13 protein-coding genes are annotated in these 18,468 nt (G+C 69.5%); 9 read left to right on the top strand and 4 right to left on the bottom strand.

Annotation, left to right across the window (positions count from 1 at the left end; translation table 11 throughout):
- Window positions 1-201: 201 nt before the first annotated feature.
- Complete coding sequence (locus J4H86_RS00210; protein WP_236541172.1) at window positions 202-990, bottom strand: SDR family oxidoreductase; 789 nt, start codon at window positions 988-990, stop codon at window positions 202-204.
- Window positions 991-1,153: 163 nt separating this feature from the next.
- Window positions 1,154-3,580, bottom strand: coding sequence for a M64 family metallopeptidase (locus J4H86_RS00215; RefSeq protein ID WP_236541173.1), 2,427 nt, complete (start codon window positions 3,578-3,580; stop codon window positions 1,154-1,156).
- A 461-nt stretch (window positions 3,581-4,041) separates the two neighbouring features.
- Between J4H86_RS00215 and J4H86_RS00220 the strand changes: the two genes are divergently transcribed.
- The 5 genes from J4H86_RS00220 to glpK (J4H86_RS00240) all read left to right on the top strand — a co-directional run bounded on the left by J4H86_RS00220 (window position 4,042) and on the right by glpK (J4H86_RS00240) (window position 10,347).
- Window positions 4,042-5,265, top strand: coding sequence for an MFS transporter (locus J4H86_RS00220; protein ID WP_236541174.1), 1,224 nt, complete (start codon window positions 4,042-4,044; stop codon window positions 5,263-5,265).
- Between the two features lie 233 nt (window positions 5,266-5,498).
- Window positions 5,499-6,245, top strand: a complete 747-nt coding sequence (locus J4H86_RS00225) for an MIP/aquaporin family protein (RefSeq protein WP_236541175.1) — start codon at window positions 5,499-5,501, stop codon at window positions 6,243-6,245.
- Window positions 6,246-6,361: 116 nt separating this feature from the next.
- On the top strand, window positions 6,362-7,129 hold the full coding sequence (locus J4H86_RS00230) for an IclR family transcriptional regulator (protein ID WP_236541176.1): 768 nt from the start codon (window positions 6,362-6,364) through the stop codon (window positions 7,127-7,129).
- Window positions 7,126-8,649, top strand: coding sequence for a glycerol kinase GlpK (glpK, locus tag J4H86_RS00235; RefSeq protein WP_236541177.1), 1,524 nt, complete (start codon window positions 7,126-7,128; stop codon window positions 8,647-8,649). Before J4H86_RS00230 ends, glpK (J4H86_RS00235) begins: the two co-directional genes overlap by 4 nt.
- A gap of 186 nt (window positions 8,650-8,835) precedes the next feature.
- On the top strand, window positions 8,836-10,347 hold the full coding sequence (gene glpK, locus J4H86_RS00240) for a glycerol kinase GlpK (protein WP_236541178.1): 1,512 nt from the start codon (window positions 8,836-8,838) through the stop codon (window positions 10,345-10,347).
- Between the two features lie 91 nt (window positions 10,348-10,438).
- Here glpK (J4H86_RS00240) and J4H86_RS00245 read toward each other — a convergent pair whose 3' ends face one another.
- Together J4H86_RS00245 and J4H86_RS00250 are read right to left on the bottom strand one after the other, a co-directional pair.
- On the bottom strand, window positions 10,439-12,001 hold the full coding sequence (locus tag J4H86_RS00245) for a class I adenylate-forming enzyme family protein (RefSeq protein ID WP_236541179.1): 1,563 nt from the start codon (window positions 11,999-12,001) through the stop codon (window positions 10,439-10,441).
- A gap of 84 nt (window positions 12,002-12,085) precedes the next feature.
- Window positions 12,086-13,465 carry a phenylacetate--CoA ligase family protein gene (locus J4H86_RS00250; protein ID WP_236541180.1) on the bottom strand — a complete coding sequence of 460 codons (1,380 nt, stop codon included), beginning with the start codon at window positions 13,463-13,465 and terminating at the stop codon, window positions 12,086-12,088.
- A 224-nt stretch (window positions 13,466-13,689) separates the two neighbouring features.
- Here J4H86_RS00250 and J4H86_RS00255 point away from each other — a divergent pair, with 224 nt between their 5' ends.
- Genes J4H86_RS00255 through J4H86_RS00270 form a run of 4 tightly spaced genes read left to right on the top strand, consistent with a single transcriptional unit; the run spans window position 13,690 to window position 18,315 of the window.
- Window positions 13,690-15,012 (top strand): threonine synthase, encoded by a 1,323-nt coding sequence (locus J4H86_RS00255; RefSeq protein ID WP_236541181.1) that lies wholly within the window; start codon window positions 13,690-13,692, stop codon window positions 15,010-15,012.
- Window positions 15,000-16,181, top strand: a complete 1,182-nt coding sequence (locus J4H86_RS00260; RefSeq protein ID WP_236541182.1) for an NAD(P)/FAD-dependent oxidoreductase — start codon at window positions 15,000-15,002, stop codon at window positions 16,179-16,181. Before J4H86_RS00255 ends, J4H86_RS00260 begins: the two co-directional genes overlap by 13 nt.
- Window positions 16,178-17,497 carry an aspartate aminotransferase family protein gene (locus J4H86_RS00265; protein WP_236541183.1) on the top strand — a complete coding sequence of 440 codons (1,320 nt, stop codon included), beginning with the start codon at window positions 16,178-16,180 and terminating at the stop codon, window positions 17,495-17,497. The genes J4H86_RS00260 and J4H86_RS00265 overlap by 4 nt, the downstream gene beginning before the upstream one ends.
- A complete protein-coding gene (locus tag J4H86_RS00270; RefSeq protein ID WP_236541184.1) occupies window positions 17,494-18,315 on the top strand; it encodes a class I SAM-dependent methyltransferase in 822 nt (273 codons plus the stop codon). Before J4H86_RS00265 ends, J4H86_RS00270 begins: the two co-directional genes overlap by 4 nt.
- Window positions 18,316-18,468 lie beyond the last annotated feature (153 nt).

Here is an 18,468-nt window from a genome sequence, read left to right on the forward strand (position 1 = left end):
TGGCGGCTCCCCGGAGTACGGGAGCCTCCGGGGGCCGGGAGAGGGGGCATAGCCCACGGGGGCGCGTTGGGGGAGCCCCGCGGAAGCCCCCCGGGGGGCAGAGGGTCCGCTCTCGTGGACACGGTCGGAACGGGGACGAACCCGTGACGGTGGGGTTCCCTGCCGCCGTGCTCGAGAGCCCCGGACCGTCCGTGGGGGGAGTCAGCCCAGCAGCATCCCTCCGTCCATGACTACCGAACGGCCGGTCATGTAGGCGGCGTCCGGTGAGGCGAGGAAGGACACCAGTCCCGCGACGTCCTCAGGACGCTGGGTGCGGCCGAGGGGGATCTCCTCGACCGCCTGGGAGATCACGTCACCCGGGGCCAACCCGTCCACCGCGCCGATCTGGGCGTCCAGGCGGTCCCACATCGCGGTGTGCACGAGCCCCGGAGCGTAGGCGTTGACGGTGATACCGTGTGGTGCCCACTCCTGGGCGGCGGTCTCGGTGAGCGCTCGAACGGCGAACTTGGACGCGGCGTAGTGCCCCACCCCAGGGGACGCCGAGAACGCGGCGACGGAGGCGGCGCCGACGATCGTTCCGCCGTCGCCCTGACGGATCATCTGCCGGGCGGCGGCCCGGTAGGTCAGGAAGGTGCCCCGGCCGTTCACCGCCATCGTGCGGTCCCACTCCTCGGGCGTCATGTCGAGCAGGGTCGCGGCCTCGCACATACCCGCGTTGGCGATCATGACGTCCAGCCGGCCCAGTGCCTCGACCGTGGACGCGATCATGGCCTCGACCTCCGCCTCGCTGGTGACGTCCGCGGTGGCCACGTGACCGCGGACGCCTGAGGCTCGGAGCTGGTCCGCCAGGTCCTCCAGACCGTCCTTCCGCGTCGTGACGTCGCTCACCGCGACGTCCAGCCCGTCGGCCGCCAGCCGTGTCGCGACGGCCGCGCCGATTCCGCCGGCCGCGCCGGTCACCAGCGCGACCCGTCGGGTGTCGTTGTCCATTGCAGCGTCCCCTGTTCCCTCGATCCCGGCCCGGTTGCCTGGGCTCGGTTCCTTGCTCGGTGGGGACGAATCTACGGATCGGCGCCTGGTCGGCGCCTCTGTCACATGACCGGGATCGGGGTGGTGCCGACGGTGGCTACGCGCTTGGCACCACCCCGTGGGGCTACAGCTCGGCGCACTGCCCGGCGGCGGAGCCGGTGATCTCGTTCTCCAGGCCGTAGTCCGCGACACCGGGATCGTTGTCAGCGCAGTCAATGCTGCCGTGGAGCCGGTTTCCGGCGAGGGCGAGCGGATGCTCGCCGACCTGGTTCTCCCGAACCGCGACGGAGCCATCCAGGGCTGACGCCACGAGCACCACAGCCCCGGTGCTCCCCGCGATCTCGGTCGCCCCGCGCACGCCGGTGCCCAGGAGTTGTACGGAGTCGGCGTCGCTCGCGGTGAGGCCACCGTTGATCTGGCTGTCGCGGGCGACGAGCGACGCGCCGGACTCGAGGGTGACGCCGCCGCTGACCTCCGCGTCCTCCAGACAGGTCACCCCGGAGGTGAGGGTCAGTCCGCCGTCGTGGCCTCCGGTGATCGTCTCGGTGCACTCGGGTGACGCGCCGGGCAAGACCGTGGCCCGGAACTCCTCCGCCTCGCCGATGTTGCCCGCGGCGTCGATGGCCCGGTGCTCCACGGTGTGTGTTCCGTATCCAGGTTCGCGTTCCTCGAACGGGGCCAGCACCATCCCCTCAGGGCTGAGCGCGCCGTAGTCGATCTCCCGGATAGTGGTCCCGGTCGGGGTGAACAGGAACGGTGTGCCCGCGGGGGCGTCGGGCCAGCCGTAGTAGTTGTGCCAGCCCTCACCGCGTAGCTGGAACTCGCCCACCACATGTCCGGGCTGGTCGTCCTGTGGGTCGAGCCCCATGGTGAACTCCTCGAAGTACACCTGGTGTGTGACGTCGCCATCGACCGTGGTGAGGGGCTCGGACAGCTCGACCAGAGCCGTGGGGCCGACGTTGTCCACGGTCCAGGTCAGTTCGTCGGAGTCGCCGTCGGGGGCGTCCGGATCGCTGGCCCGGGCGGTGACGGTGTAGGTGCCCTCGGCGAGGTCCAGGTCGGACAGGTGCAGTGTGCGGTCGTGGCCGCCGGACACCGCTTCGCCGTCGACCTCCCACGTCACGTCGAACACCCGGTCGGTGGGGTGCGTGGTCTCCGCGAAGATCACGTCGTCGCCGCCGACCGGAGACTCGGTGTCGGTGCTGTTGGTGAACGCCACCTCCACCGGATCGGCGTCCAGCGGGTCGCCGACGGTCCACTCGCGGCTCTGGGTCATCATCGGCGCCTCCCGGATCTCCGGGTCGCGCACGAACTCCGTGGGGTCCTGGACGGTCACCGAGACGGTCTGCCCGGACTCCAGGTCGAGGTCGGCGAGTTCGAGGGACCGAGCCCCGTTCGTGTCCTCCACCTCGGTGCCGTCGACGCTCCAGGTGACGTCCAGCTCGTGATAGCGGGGGTTGGGGGGTTCGACCCACAGCGCGTCCCCGGCCCCGATCGGGCCCTCCGGTGTCGCCCGCACGGCGAGCGTCTCTGCGTCGCGCATGCCGGAGATCCGTTCGGTCATGCGTTCCCGGCCAACCTGGTCGAAGTAGTAACCCAGCCAACGCATCATGGAGTTGCGACTGGGACGCCACACGCCCTCGGAGGAGGTCATGCCGCTCTCGAAGCGGTCGATGACCCCACCGGACTCGCTCTCCTCACCGAGCCACCGCCACCACTTGGCCTCTTGGTCGAGCATCTCCTCGGTGGTGTGGAGCGTGTGGTGCACCGATGCTGGCTCCGCGCCCTGGTAAGGGCCGCCGGGAACGCCACGGTTGGAGTAGGGGTACTCGTCCTGCAGGTTCCCCAGTGAGTGGCCCAACTCGTGCGGGCTGATCAACGGTCCCTGCGGGCTCCCGCCGGAGGTGGTCGCGTGGCGTCCCCCGATGCCGCCGTAGGTCGTGGTGTTGGCCATCGCGAGGGTCTGGATGTTGTTCAGGCCGTCGACATCGGCTCCGAGCAGGTCGGAGAGGGCGTTCTCCAGGTACATCGCGCGCTGCTGGTCACCGGTGCAGCGTCGGTCGCCCAACACCTCGGGGCAGTCGGCGCCGCGGGGATCTCCCTCGGGGGCCGGGCCGTAGGTGATTCCCCGCGCGGTCTCGGGGTCGGAGCACCCGTCGGCGTAGTGCAGCCGCAGTGGCGTGACCACGTCGGGATCCTCGGTCCGCGGGTCGCACCGCACGCCGGACTCTTCGGAGGGGGTCTCGAGCAGGTAGACGTTGAAGTAGTCCCGGTAGCTCCGGAACGGCTCGATGCTCCACTGCACGTTGAGGTGCAGCTCCGCCTCCTCGCGGAAGCGAGGCATCTCCTGGGCCGTGTAGCCGTCGCCGAGGATCACCAGATTGAGTCGGTCGTCGGGATCTCCCGTCTCCCGCAGCGGGACGAGGCGTCCCGCCTCGTCAGCGGGAGCGTCGGCACTGTCGGCGTGAACGGCGCCCGGCGAAAGAGTGGCGGTGAGTAATGCGCCCAGCGCGACCGCGGTGAGTCGAGGGAGGGCGGCCGGTCGTGGCATACGGAGTCTCCTCAGAGGTCACCGGCGGGCGCTCGCGCCTCACCCCCGATTCCGACGCCACGCGCCCATGATTGTCGGCAGGCATCGTAGGCACACACCCGCGGCGCGGAAAACCCATGGACAGAGTTGCCGCTGGCCATGTCCACAAAGGCGTCAATGCGTCAGGAAAGACGGTTTCTGGCGTCCAGAATTCGCGAGGGCGCGTGGTCCATCTGGGGCGACGGTGGTTCGACGCGCCTGTGTCCTCGGACGGGACTTCTCGTTTCGGCGTCCCCGCGTCTCTCGTTGGTTGCCGGTCACCCTCGGGGGATACGGGGGACGACAAGACGTTAAGGTCTAAATGTTCTTGTTTAGGGCTTAACGGAGGCTCTCGTGTCGGTCTGTTCCCTGTCCATGGAGACTCTCTCCCCGTCGGCACCACGCGTCATGGCGAACCACCCCGCTGGCATCCAGGGGCGCGGGTGAGCGCGACGAAGGCCGGTTCGGTGCGCCGGAGCGGGCTCGTCGTCATCTCCCTGGCCGTGTTCCTGGGCTACACCGGTCAACAGGTGCTCACCCCCGTCCTGCCGCCTCTCGCGCGGGAACTGTCCCTCACCGAGTTCCAGTACGGCCTGCTGGTCAGTGCCTCGGCGCTGCTCGTCGCCGTGACCAGTCCACTCTGGGGACGCTGCGTCGACCGATGGGGAGCGCGGCCGGTGCTCCTCGGCGCGGCTCTCGGGGCGGCGCTGGGGCTCGGGCTCTTCACCGCGGTGCTGGACTACGGGCTACGGCACCTCGGCGACCCGACGCCCGTCTTCTACGGCCTCCTCATCAGTCGCGGAGTGCTCTTCGGAGTCGCTCTGGCGGCGCTGCCCGTCGCCGCGCAGTCCTACGTCGCCAGCGTGACCCCGACCGCCGAGCAACGTGTCGCCGGCATCGCGCGGATCGGCGCCACGATCGGCCTCGCCCTGGTACTCGGGCCCGGGGTGGGGGGTCTCCTCGCCCGTGTGGACGTGGTGGGCGGACTGTACGGGATGGTGCTGCTGCTCCTCCTCGGCGCGGTCGCGTTGGGCGTGGGCCTTCCGCGACGCCAGCCGTCCGGGGACGCCCCGGCGGATGCGTCGCACCCGGCCTCGGACCCTCCGCCGGAGGACACCAGGGACGTCGGCGTCTGGCCGTTGTTGGTGACGGGAGCGGGCATCTACCTGTCAACCAGTCTGCTGCAGGTGAGCCTCGCGTTCCTCGTCCAGGACCGCCTCGGGCTAGACACGTCGGCGACCATGGGTCTCGCGGGCCTCGCGCTGCTGGTCGGTGGTCTGCCCATGCTCGTGGTCCAGGGTTTGGTCATCCCCCGACTGGGGTGGAGCGCCCTGCGCCTGGTGCGCGCCGGGCTCGGGGTCGCGGCCCTCGGATTCGCCGCCCTCGCGCTCGCGCCCACCGGCCCCCTGATCGTCGCCGCCACGGCGCTGGCCGGACTGGGGCACAGCCTCGCCATCCCAGGGAACCTGTCCGCGCTGAGTCTGCGCTTCGGTCCGCGACGCCAGGGGAGAATCGCTGGCATCGCGAATTCCGCGAACGCGGTGGGTCTTGTGGCGGGCCCGATCCTGGCGGTACTCCTCTACGATCGCGCCGCCGGGTTGCCGTTCGTTATTGGCGCCGTGGTCCTCACGCTTCTCTGTTCTTTGCTCTCATTTCGGAAAATGTAGACCAAGATCGCCCTAATGCGCCGCCTTGGCGGGCCGCGACACGTACCGTTCGTCGGGACGCTGGCGATGGTCACGTCCTGACCTGGTAGTTCGGTCAGTGATTCGGTATGTCGGGAACGAGTTCGACAATGCCGAATCGCGGTGATTGCGGTCCCGAACGCGATCACATTAGCGTCGGGCCAAGTACTCCTGTTCCGACGGGACCGGCTCGTCGAACGCAGAAGGGGGCATTGATGGAGGAAATTCCGCTCACGCACATATTCATCTCGGAGGTGCTGGGAACCGGCCTCCTGCTCCTGCTGGGCTGTGGTGTCGTCGCCAACACGAACCTCGCCGGAACGCTCGGCAAGAAGATCGGAGCGGGCTGGCTGCTCATCAGCTTCGGCTGGGGTCTCGCCGTGTTCGCCGGCGTGTACGCCGCGTTCCTTTCCGGCGCGCACATCAATCCCGCCGTCACCGTGGGCCTGCTGGTCTACGGCGACGAGTACGCCCCCGGAGTGCCGATCACCCTGGCCACCACCCTGGTGTACTTCGCCGGTGAGATGGTGGGCGCGATCCTGGGCGCCACCCTGTGCTGGCTCGCCTACAAGCGCCACTACGACGAGGAGACCGATCCCGGGGCGATCCTGGGGACGTTCTCCACCGGGCCGTCGATCAAGGACTACAAGTGGAACTTCGTCACCGAGGTCATCGCCACGTTCGTCCTCGTCTTCATCATCCTGAACTTCGGGAACACACCGGCCGAACTCGGGGCACTCCCGGTCGCGCTTCTGGTCGTCGCGATCGGCGCCAGCCTCGGTGGTCCCACCGGATACGCCATCAACCCGGCGCGTGACCTCGGCCCCCGTATCGCGCACGCGCTCCTGCCGATCAAGGGCAAGGGGTCCTCCAACTGGGGGTACGCGTGGGTTCCGGTGTTCGGTCCGATCGTCGGCGCCATCATCGCCGCCGGCATCTACCGGTTCCTGCCCTACCTCTGACCAGAAGGGGCGTCTCGTTTGGTTTGTCCAGATCATCGGGATTCGGCGAAGCACATGTGAGATGACCGCCACGTCCGACATTGTCGGGCGTGGCGGAACGCTATACGGTCAGGACCGTGCCAGGCCCCGTGCAGTCGATCGAGCGAGCCGCTGCCATCCTGCGTCTGCTCGACCGAGGCTCCGGCCAGCTCGGCGTCAGCGAGATCGCCGACTCACTCGACCTGGCCCGCGGCACCACCCACGGCATCCTGCGCACGCTCCGGGGAGTCGGCTTCGTCGAGCAGGACAACCTCACCGGCAAGTACCAGCTCGGTGTCGTGCTCCGGGACCTGGGCACCAGCTCCCTCGACGGCAACGAGCTGCGTTCACTGGCGTCCAACTGGGCCGACACGCTGGCCGCGCGCAGCCGGGAGACGGTACGCGTCGGCGCTCCCGGACGCGGGCACGTCCTCGTGGTCCACCACGTCTTCCGCCCCGACGACTCCCCGCAAGCCCTCGACGTGGGCGCGCTGCTACCCCTGCACGCGACCGCACTGGGCAAGTCGCTGCTCGCCGGGGACGCCCACCTCATGGCCGCGCTCACGCACCAGCCGCTGGAACGGTTCACCCCGCGCACGGTGGTGGACCACGACGCCCTCGCGGTTACGCTGCCCGCCATCCGTCGCGCGGGCTGGGCCGGGGAGTACGGCGAGATGACGCTCGAGGAGGCGAGCCTCGCCGCGCCGATCCGCGGCCCCGGAGGACTGGTCGTCGGAGCCATCAGCGTCTCCGGTCCGGTCGATCGAATCTGTGACAGCAGAGGACGGCACCGTGACGCCCTCGTCGACCAGGTCCGAGCGGCCGCCCACGCCATCTCCCGGGAGCTGGAGGCGCCGCGACCATGACCGCACGGGGGGCCGGTGCCGCGCGACGAAGCGTCATGGCCATCGACCAGGGAACCACCTCCACGCGCTGTATCCTCTTCGACCACCGCGGTCGCCTGACCGCGGTGGTGCGGCGCGAGCACCAGCATCACTTCCCCAAGCCCGGCTGGGTGGAGCATGACGCCGAGGCGATCTGGCGCGACGTGGAGCGCCTCATGCCCCAGGTTCTACGACAGGCGGGCCTGTCCGCGGAGGAGATCGTGGCGGTCGGGATCGCCAACCAGCGCGAGACCACCGTCCTGTGGGACCGCCATACCGGTGAGACCGTCGGACGGGCGATCGGATGGGAGGACACGCGCACCCAAGCACTCGTGGACCACCTCGCCGACCATCCCGCTGCCCAGGACGTGCCCGAGCGCTGCGGACTGCCCCTGGCGAGCTACTTCTCCGCACCCAAGATTCGCTGGCTCCTGGAGAACACGCCGGGCCTGCGCGAACGGGCCGAACGTGGCGACGTCCTCTTCGGCACCATGGACAGTTGGCTGGTCTGGAACCTCACCGGTGGCCCCCGTGGCGGGGTGCACGTCACCGACGTCACCAACGCCAGCCGCACCCTGCTGATGGACCTGCGCACCCTCGCGTGGGACGACACGTTGCTGGACCTGTTCCGGATCCCCCGCGCCATGCTTCCGCGGATCACCGCCTCCACCGGGATCCTCGCCACGACGACCGCCGGAGTACCGGGTCTGCGCGTCACGGCCGTCCTCGGTGACCAGCAGGCGGCGCTGTTCGGCCAGACGTGCTTCGACGCCGGGGAGGCCAAGTGCACCTACGGGACGGGCGGTTTCCTCCTGCTGAACACCGGCAAGGACCCGGTGCGTTCCACCCACGGTCTCCTCACCACCGTGGGGTTCCAGCTCGAGGACGAGCCCGCGGTCTACGCGCTGGAAGGGTCGATCGCCGTCACCGGCTCCTTGGTGCAGTGGCTGCGGGACCAGCTCAGGATCATCAACAGCGCCCCCGAGATCGAGACACTCGCCGAGACGGTGCCGGACACCGGCGGTTGCTACGTGGTTCCTGCCTTCTCCGGGCTGCTCGCCCCCTACTGGCGCGGCGAGGCCCGTGGCATCATCGTCGGCCTGACCTCCTACATCAACCGGGGCCACCTCGCCCGCGCGGTACTTGAGGCCACGGCCTGGCAGACGCGGGACGTCGTCGAGGCGATGAACGCCGACTCCGGGCTGGACCTGGCCACCCTGCGCGTCGACGGGGGGATGACGGCCAACCACCTGTTGATGCAGGTCCTCGCCGACGTGCTCGACGTGCCGGTCGTCCGCCCGATGGTCGCCGAGACGGTCTCGCTGGGCGCGGCCTACGCCGCCGGGCTGGCCGCGGGACATTGGTCGGACCTGCGGGGCCTACGCGAGAACTGGCACCGTGCCGGGCAGTGGACGCCGTCATCCTCGCGGGGGCACAGGGACGACGACTACGCGGACTGGCGCCGGGCCGTGGAGCTGACGTTCGGCTGGATCCGGAACTGACACGCGGGCGCGGTACGGAAAACCCAGGAAAAGCGGGCATACCACCGACAATCGACATTGTCGAACAGTCACCCAGGACATGACCGGCCCCAACCGCTAGATTCCGAATACCGAACGCAGTGACACCACGTTCCGGGTGCGGGCGCCGGTAGGTCGCTGCCGTCCGATGAGACCGGAGGCTTCTCCATGAGCAAGTACGTAGCCGCCATCGACCAGGGCACCACCTCGACCCGCTGCATGATCTTCGATCACGGTGGCGCCGTAGTCTCGGTCGACCAGCGTGAGCACGAGCAGATCTTCCCGCAGGCCGGATGGGTGGAGCACGATCCGGAGGAGATCTGGCGCAACACCAGGGAGGTCTGTGCCGCCGCGCTGGCCAAGGCCGACCTCGTCACCGAGGACGTTCTCGCGGTGGGCATCACCAACCAACGCGAGACCACGGTGGTCTGGGATCGCACCACCGGACGTCCGGTGTACAACGCGATCGTCTGGCAGGACACCCGCACCGACCGAATCGTCGCCGACCTGGGGCGGCTCGGCGGAGGACAGACCCGATACCAGGCGACGACCGGCCTTCCCCTCGCCACCTACTTCTCCGGACCCAAGGTCAAGTGGATCCTGGACAACGTGCCGGGTGCGAGAGAGCGCGCGGAGGCGGGCGAGCTCCTGTTCGGGAACATGGACACCTGGGTGTTATGGAACGCCACCGGGGGACCTGACGGTGGCATCCACGTCACTGACCCGACCAACGCCTCACGCACACTCCTGATGGACCTCGACACACTGACCTGGAACTCCCAGACCGCGGCCGACATGGGAATCCCCCTGTCCATGCTCCCGGAGATCCGCTCCTCGTCAGAGGTCTACGGGCATATCCGTGCCCGCGGTGCCTTCGCCGGCCTGCCCGTCGCCGGGATCCTCGGCGACCAGCAGGCCGCGACCTTCGGACAGGCCTGTCTCGCGCCGGGCGAGGCGAAGAACACCTACGGCACCGGCAACTTCGTGCTGCTCAACACCGGTACCGAGAAGGTCATGAGCAAGAACGGCCTACTCACCACGGTGTGCTACAAGATCGGCGCTCAGGACACCGTCTACGCCCTCGAGGGGTCGATCGCGGTCACCGGGTCCCTCGTCCAGTGGCTCCGGGACAACTTGGGCCTGATCAGCACCGCCGCGGAGGTGGAGCAACTGGCACACGGCGTGGAGGATAACGGCGGCGTCTACTTCGTCCCCGCGTTCTCCGGCCTCTTCGCCCCCTACTGGCGCTCCGACGCGCGCGGCGCGATCGTGGGGCTCACTCGCTTCGCGAACAAGGGGCACCTCGCGCACGCGGTCCTGCAGGCCACGGCGTTCCAGTCGCGTGAGGTCATCGACGCCATGAACGCCGACTCCGGGGTACCGCTGAAGTCCCTCAAGGTGGACGGCGGCATGGTCGTCAACGAACTGCTCATGCAGTTCCAGGCCGACATCCTCGGTGTCCCCGTCATCCGTCCCGTGGTCGCCGAGACCACCGCGCTGGGAGCGGCCTACGCCGCGGGCCTCGCGGTCGGGTTCTGGGAGGGCGAGGAGGACATTCGCGCCAACTGGGCCAAGGACAAGCAGTGGGATCCGCGCCTGGACCGGGAGGAGCGCGAGAAGCAGTACCGGACCTGGAAGAAGGCCGTCACCAAGACCTTCGACTGGTTGGAAGAGGAGTAACGCTCCTCCGCTCGAGAGACGCCCCGCGCGCGACGGGTGGGCTTCGGCGCGCGGGGCTTCGTCAACCGGGAGGCCGTCGCCGTCACGGACCTCAGGGGTGCCGTCGGGAGGAGGCAACGTCGGCCGCGACCGGATGAGCCTCCGGGGAGGCACACCAGGCACGCAGGGTGTCCCAGTGCGGTTCGTTGGCGTAGGTGCGGGGGATGTGCGAGGCGTTGCGGACCACCGAAGGCACGGGTAGGCGACCACTGTGCTCGGCGAGGTGTGCCAGCAGTTCGGGCCCACTCACACCAGGATCGGTCGTGACCACCACGGCGCCCAGAGTGGGGCCAGCGCTCCCAGGGAGGTCGACGGTCGCGGAATCCCGCACCCTCGGGTGCTGCTGCAGGATCGTGTCCACCTCGCTGGCGAACACGACGGTTTCGCCGATCGGTATCCCCTCGGAGGCGCGCCCCAGCACCGTGAGCAGACCCCGCTGGTCCAGGAGGCCCACGTCACCGGTTCGCAGCCAGCCCCGCTGGAGGGCGTGGGCGGTGTCGCCTGGGCGATCCAAGTACTCGTCCATCATGTTCGGTGTGGTGACCCAGATCTCGCCGCGTCGTCCCGGAGGCACGGGTGTCCCGTCCTCGCCGCGCACCTCCACCCCGACGCGTGGAAGGGGGCGTCCACAGCTTCTGAGGACCTCTGCGACGCCGGAGGCGTAGTCCTCCGGTTCGAGACTGCTGATGAGTCCCGCTTCGGTCTGTCCGTAGACCGGACGCACGATCGGACCGAACACCTCGATAGCGCGTCGCAGGAGTGTCGGACTGGTCGCGGCGGTGGCGCTGAGGATGAAGCGCAGGTGCGGGAGGTCCGTGGTGGCGGTCGGCGGGTGCTCGATGAGGGTGCGCAGTTCGTGCGGGGACAGCGCCAAGTGCGTGACCCCCTCCTCGACCAACAGTCGGAGAACCTCGTCGGGGTCGAAGGTGGGGCGGCTGACGAACCGTCCTCCCATGGTCAGCGCGGCGTCGCCCAGGGTGCGCCCGAAGCCGGTCAGCCGTCCGGACTTGAGCACCGTCGCGGGGGTCGGTCCTCTCCGCATGATCGTCGCCAACCAGGGGACGTTGGGCGGCCGGGTCGGCGGGTGTCGGCGGAGGACGAGCTTGGCCCGTCCGGTCGTGCCGCCGGTGAGGGTGATTCGGTTCGGTTCTCCCTCGCGTGCCTCGTGTCGTACGGGCAACGTGGTGGGGGCAGGGTGGTCGGGTGCCAGGAGGTCGGTACCGGACGACGCCGGGCCCAGGGTGAGGAGTTCGACCCCTGGTGTCTCGGCGAGGTCCCGCAGCGTGGACGAGTCGACGGTCGTGGGGTCGGCGATCACGTGCCGAGCCTCGCAGGTGGTGATGATCCGCCGCTGTTCGTCGAGCGGGAGGTCGGTCGGGACCTCCACCTGACCGCCGCCGGCCCACTCGGCGGCCACCGCGCACAGGTACGAACGGGTGCTCACCGGGCCGAACAGGGCGGCGACACGGCCGGGACCGTAGTCGTCGTCCGACAGTGCGCCCGCGATCCGCCGGATCGTTTCCAGCGCCTGGCCGGCGGTGGTCGCGCCCCAGCGATCGTGAAGGACGATCCGCTGGGGTTCGTCACCGCGCAGGGCGTCGAGTACGGGGTTCAACGATGGGTTCCTTCCGGAGTTGGGTGGTCGGTGCCGCGGCCCCGCCGGGGTCGCGGACGTGTGGGACGCGACGATCGCCGTGGATCAACGACGAGGGAATGGCGCGCCGTGGCGGGGCACGCGCGCGGCCGTGGTCGCGGCCCCGCCCGCGGGTGGGGGGTAGAGGAGGCCCGCCGCGCCGGCGGCCGAGGTCGACAGATAGCGCGGCTTGGCGATGTGTGACTCGCGGACGAGCTCGGCCCGGTCGACGAGGGTTCCGGGGGCGACCACCGTGACGGCGGCCTGGACTCCGAGCTGTTCGGTGAGGAGGTCAGTGAGGCACGCGGTCACACGGTCGGCCGTCGTGGCCTCGGCCTCCACGAGAACCCGCAGGCTTCCCTTGTCCTCGGTGGCTCGCCAGAACAGTACGCCCAGTTCCGCGGGGAGCCGGTAGACGGCCTCCTCGACCTCCGCCACGAAGACGAGCCGGCCCTCGACCGTCACACCCTGCTCCCACCGTCCCAGGACACGGATCCGGGGCAGAGCCCACCCGCACGCGCAGTCGTCGTAGCTCAACTCCACCGCGTCGCCGGTGTCGTAGCGCACCAGTGGCATCGCCTCGCGGACGAGCGTGGTGAGTAGGAGCCGGCCGCGCCCCTCCTCACTGGTGGACCCGGTTCTCGGATCGAGGATCTCGGGAAGGTAGCGGTCCGCCCACAGGTGGAGCACCCCCTCCGGGCACTCCCCGGCGAGATTGGATCCGCATTCGGAATTGCCGTAGCTGACGGTGGCGTCGCATCCCCACAGCTCCTGGATCCGACTTCGTCGGGCTGGGCTCAACGGCTCCCCAGTCAGGATCAGGGTGCGCAGGTCGGGGGCGAACTCCCTGGGCGACTCGTCCAGCATTCGGGCGCACGCGGCCCACAGCAGTGGCTCGGTCGGCAGTGCGGCGGCGACCGTCACTCGCACATCGCGCAACAGACCGAGCACTCGGGGATAGGTCATCGCGGTCGAGCGCGCGTCGGCCGGAACGACCATGGACCGCGCCTCGCGCGCCGCCGCGTGAACCTGGTGGGCGATGGTGACCATCGCGTAGGGAACGCGGACGAGCACGGTGTCGGTGTCGGTGAGCCGCTGGCGGCCCCGCCCGAACCGCTCCACCATTTCCGACCAGTCGGCCTCGGTGTGGAAGGACGCAGTTGTCTGTCCTGGCGAGGTGCCGCTGGACTCGTGGTAGGAGATCAGCTCCCGGCGAGGGACAGCGACCATGCCGAAGGGGTAGCACGCCCGAAGATCGTCTTTTCGGGTCAGGGGTAGACCCGCGAGTGTTCGCGTGGTGAGCGTCGCGGGATCCGTCCCGAACCGTCCCCGATAGAAGTCACTGCGGTTGGCGCGGCGCAGAACATCGGGCAGTCGCTCATCCCATATTTGGCGCAGGCCGGCGAAATCGGACCACTCGTTGAGCGTTGGAAGATGTCGCCCCATGATTATTAATCCTTTTACTTTCTCGGTTTCGGCGGACCAATGTCATGGCCGTTGCCAACAATTTTTTCAGAAGCCGCGATTGTTGGTGTGCGATGGTGAGAAAAATGACGTGCGGGTTGGCCGCACTGGCGCGCCCGAGGTCGCCCGTAAATCACGATCCACGTACCTCGCGCGTTGACGTGCCCGCTGGGCTCCGCTCGCGCGGAACGGAAGGGAAGGCATCGATGGGCGTCGTCCTGCGTTACGAGGACCTCATGCGTGAGTCCTCCGGACGGGAGGGAGGGTTCTCTATCGTCTGTGTACTGTGCGGACGCCGACAGGAGGACGAGCTCGTCAACCGCTGTCCGGACTGTGGCGGGGCCGTGGACGCGATTCACGACATGGGTCGGGTCTCACTGGGTGAGGGGAGTAATCCACTCCAACGGTACTTCGACCTCCTCCCGCTGCGCCGTAAAAGCAGCATCCATTGGTTGGGTGACGGTGGAACCCCTTGTTTTCTGGCCGAGGATTTCGGGCGTCGTGTCGGGCTGCCGCGGTTGGTCCTCAAGAACGAGGCCGCCAATCCGACTCTGAGCACGAAAGACCGAATTGCCTCCCTGGGTCTGTCCCGGTTTGTCGAACTCGGGGTGAAAAAGTTCGTGATGGCCTCCACCGGTAACAGTTCCACGGCATATGCCCGGGGTGTTCAGTCGCTTTCCGGGATGGAGATGGCGCTCTTCTGTGGCACCCGTTTCCGCGGACGCCTCAACTACCCCGACCACCCTGCCGTCGCCACCTACCTCGTCGAGGGGGACTTCGTCTCCGCGGGAAAGGTCGCCCGTCGCTTCGCCGAGCGGACCGGAGCCCTGTCCGAGGGGGGCTTCTTCAACCTGGCGCGCCGAGAGGGTCTGAAGCTCGCCTACCTGGAGGCCTTCGACCAGATGGAGGATCCACCCGACTACGTTTTCCAGGCCGTGAGCAGCGGGATGGGCCTCCTCGGCGCGTACAAGGGGGCCTGCGAGTACCAACACCTGGGTCGCCTCCCGCGGCTACCGGGTTTCGTCGCGGTGCAGCAGTCGCGTTGCGCACCCATGGCGCACGCCTACGCCGAGGGAGCGGCCGCGATCGAGTCCCGACACGTCATCGCCGAACCCCGGGGTCTCGCGGAGGCCATCCTGCGCGGCGATCCGAGCCAGACCTACCCCTACATCCGACACATCTGCCAGAGCACCGGTGGCCGGATCGTCGACGTGGACGACGAGGCGATCCGGAGCACCCGCGCCCTCCTGGAGGAAACCGAGGGGGTGCGCGTCTGTTACGCCAGCGCCACCGCCCTCGCCGGTGCGGTGCGCATGCGACAGGCGGGCATGCTCACCGAACACCAGCGGGTGCTGGTCAATCTCACCGGCAGCGACCGCACAGGGTGGGGCACACCGACCCGCGTCCGCGTCGTCGACGAGTCCTGGCCGAGGGAGCCGGTGGACTGGAACGGGCTGTCCCGCGGAGACCGGGACGACGACGCCGGCCGTCCCGACCCGGTCGTGGGGAGGGACACGTGCGCACGGTAGTCGTCATCGGTGCCGGAGTGGTCGGAGCGTCGATCGCGTGGAACCTCGCCCTGCGCGGGGTCCGTGCCGTGATCCTGGAACAGGCCGACCAGGTCGCCACCGCCACCAGCGGGGCCTCGTTCTCCCGCGCCACCGCCTTCGGCAAGACACCAGCTCCGTACTTCGCGCTTAACCACGACGGGTTGCGCGAGCTCCACCGGTTGCGGGAGGACGGGGTTCCCGGCTTCCACCTCTGCCCGAGCCTCGTGTGGACCCGTGACACCGACCAGTTGGCCGACGACGTGAGCAGCGCCCGTGACCGGGGGTACCAGGCCGCGCTCGTTCCCGCGGCAGGGCCCCACCAGCCGTGCCGGCTCAGTGTCGCGTCCCTGCCCGACCAAGTCGCACACCTGCCCCACGAAGGCTGGGTCGACCTCCCGGTCATGTCCCGCTGGATGGTGGACCAGGCCTGGCGGCACGGCGCGGACGTCCGGTATGGGGCGCGCGTCACCGCGCTCCGTACTCGGCCCACCGGCGTCGTGTGCGGTGTCACACTGGAGGACGGCAGCGTCGTCGACGCCGACATGGTCGTGAACGCCGCCGGTGCGCAGGCCCAGCACGTCGCCGGCCTCGTCGGTGCGCCGCTGCGACTCGCGCCGACACCGGGGCTCCTGGTCGACGTCGTCACCCCGGGCGGTCTGGACGCCATGGTGCTCGGTCCGGACATCAGTGTCCGCCCCGCGGGCCCCCGAACCGTACGCCTGCGTTCGGACGCGGTCGACACCCGGCTGGCCTCCCACGTCGGCCCTCATCCGCGTGGGCTCGACGCGACCCCGCGCCGCCCCCTGACCTCACTCGTCCAGGAGCTCGTGGAGCGGGCCGCCGCCCTCCTTCCCGGACTGCGTGGCCGACGCCCCGACGCGGCGCGCGTCGGTGTCCGGGCCTACCCCGCTGACGGACTGCCCAGTGTCGGCACGCTCGACGGGATACCCGGTTACTACGAGGCGGTCACCCACAGTGGGGCCTCGCTCGGTCCCTTGCTTGGACGCCACATCGCGGCCGCGATCGCGACGGACACCCCCGTCCCGTGTCTCGCCGCCTACTCCCCGAACCGATTCTCCGTAGAGGCCCCGGCTGACGACGCCCGCGGCCCCGCCCACGAACTCGCCACCGAGAAGGGAAACCCATGACACACACCATTTCCAGCGCGCGACCCACACCGGGCGCGCGGATTGGCCAGACGAACGAGACCGCCTACGAGGCCCTGCACCAGGTCGTCGCCGGAGGCGTCAGCAGCAACATGCGCGCGCGGGGTATCGCGGCCCCGATCGTGGTCGAGTCCGCCGCCGGATGCCGGGTTCACGACATCGAGGGCAACGAGCTCATCGACGTCAACATGGGCTACGGTCCGCACATCTTCGGATACGCCGACCATGACGTCACCGGGCGGATCGCCGAGCAGTTCCACCGCGGACACCTGACCGGGCTGCCCCACCGCCTGGACCAGGAGGCGGCGTCCCTGGTCACCGAACTCGTCCCCAGCGTGGAACAGCTACGGTTCGCGAACTCCGGCACCGAAGCACTGATGTCCACCATCCGGCTGGCCCGAGCGGTCACCGGTCGAAGTCTGATCCTCACGTTCAGCGGCCATTACCACGGATGGAGCGAGACACTGCTGCGCGGACGGGACGGCGACGGTGTCCACCCACGACCGGGTGCGGCGGGAATGATCCCCGAAGCGGTCGACCACACGCTGCAGGTCCCGTGGAACGACGCCGACGCGGTGGAGAAGGTGTTCCTCCAGTACGGTGCGGAGTTGGGAGCGGTGATCTGCGAACCCGTCCTCGGCAACGTCGGAGTCGTGCCGCCCGCGCCCGGTTTCCTGGAGCTGCTGCGTCAACGCACGCGGGATCACGGTGCGTTGCTCGTCTTCGACGAGGTGATCACCGGCTTCCGAGTCGCGCGTGGGGGAGCGCAGCAGCTTTACGGGGTCACACCCGACCTCACGGTGCTGTCCAAGGTCATGGGCGGCGGATTCCCGGTCGCGGCCTTCGGTGGATCCCGCGAGGTCATGGCCCCTCTCACCCGGTACGAGGCCTTCCACGCCGGTGTCTACTCCGGCAACCACGCGGCGCTGAGCGCCGTGGCCGCGCAACTCGCGAAGATCCGCGCCGCGGCGACACTGTACCCGGAGCTCGAGGGACTGGGGGCCTACGCGGAGGAGCGGGTCCGCGCCGCGGCGGCCGCCGCCGGGCGGACCCTGTCGGTGCGCCGTGTCGGCTCGGTGATGTCGGCCGGACTGCTGGACGACGCGACCGGGGAACTGGACGAGAGCGGACACCGCGCCCTGCAGATGGCCTGTCAGCGACGCGGGGTCTACTTCCACCCGGTGCCGGACGAACCGTGGTTCCTCAGTACCGCGCACACCACTCGGGACATCGACACCGTCGCCCTCGTCCTCGAACGTGCCCTGCGTGAGGTCCCGGTCGGCGGAGGCACCTCATGACCGGTGTCCCCGACGCGACGTCCATGGTGTACGACCGGTGCGCAGCGGGCTACGACCAGCAGGTCGACCACTTCCGCCGGTTCGGGCGGCACTTGGTCGACCTGGCGGCGCCGAGCCCGGGGGACCGTGTACTCGACGTGGGGTCGGGGATGGGAGCCTGCCTCCTCCTCGCCGCGGGACGCGTCGGCGCCGCCGGCCACGCGCACGGGGTGGACATCTCCGCCCGCATGGTGGCGGACCTGGCCGCCGAGATCGAGGCGCGAGGGCTCTCCAACGCTTCGGTCGCCCGCGCGGACGCCCGGTCGCTCACCGTGCCGGACGCTTCCGTGGACGTCGTGCTCAGTGCCTTCTCCCTGTTCGTCATGCCGGACCCGGACGCGGTGGTCACGGAGTTCCACCGCGTCCTTCGCCCGGGCGGTCGGTGCGCTGTCTCCGTTCCCGTCCGACAGGTCTTCCCCGGGGACGCTCGGCGGATGGCCGAGATCTACGGCCGCTACGCCGCCCAGGCCCCGACCCCGGCCTCGATCCCGATGCGGTTCGACATGGACGTCGCCGGGAGCCTCACCCGGTCCGGCTTCGTCGACGTCACCTCGACGGCGGTCACGGAGGAATTGACCTTCTCCGACGTCGACACGTGGTGGGACTGGTCCTGGACCGTGGGAAGCCGCGCTCTCTACGAACGTCTGCCTTCGTCCATGCTGGAGGGACTCCGTGAGGAGGTCACCACGGCCCTCCGGCCCGCCGTCACCGAGGCGGGGCTGACGGCGCGCGCCCATGCTCGCCTGTTCATCGGACACCGCCCGGTCGAGCTCCCCTAGACGTCGTGGCGACCACCCGAGGCCGCCGGTGGGGGCAGCGCCCGCCGGCGGCTTCGGGTGGGTACCGGGCCAACTCGCGGGCCCGGAGGGCGTGGTGATGTCACGCCGGGGGTCCAGACCGATCCGGGACGCTCCGAACTTCCGCCCCGCCGC

The organism is Spiractinospora alimapuensis (assembly GCF_018437505.1).
GTDB classification, from domain to species: Bacteria; Actinomycetota; Actinomycetes; order Streptosporangiales; family Streptosporangiaceae; genus Spiractinospora; species Spiractinospora alimapuensis.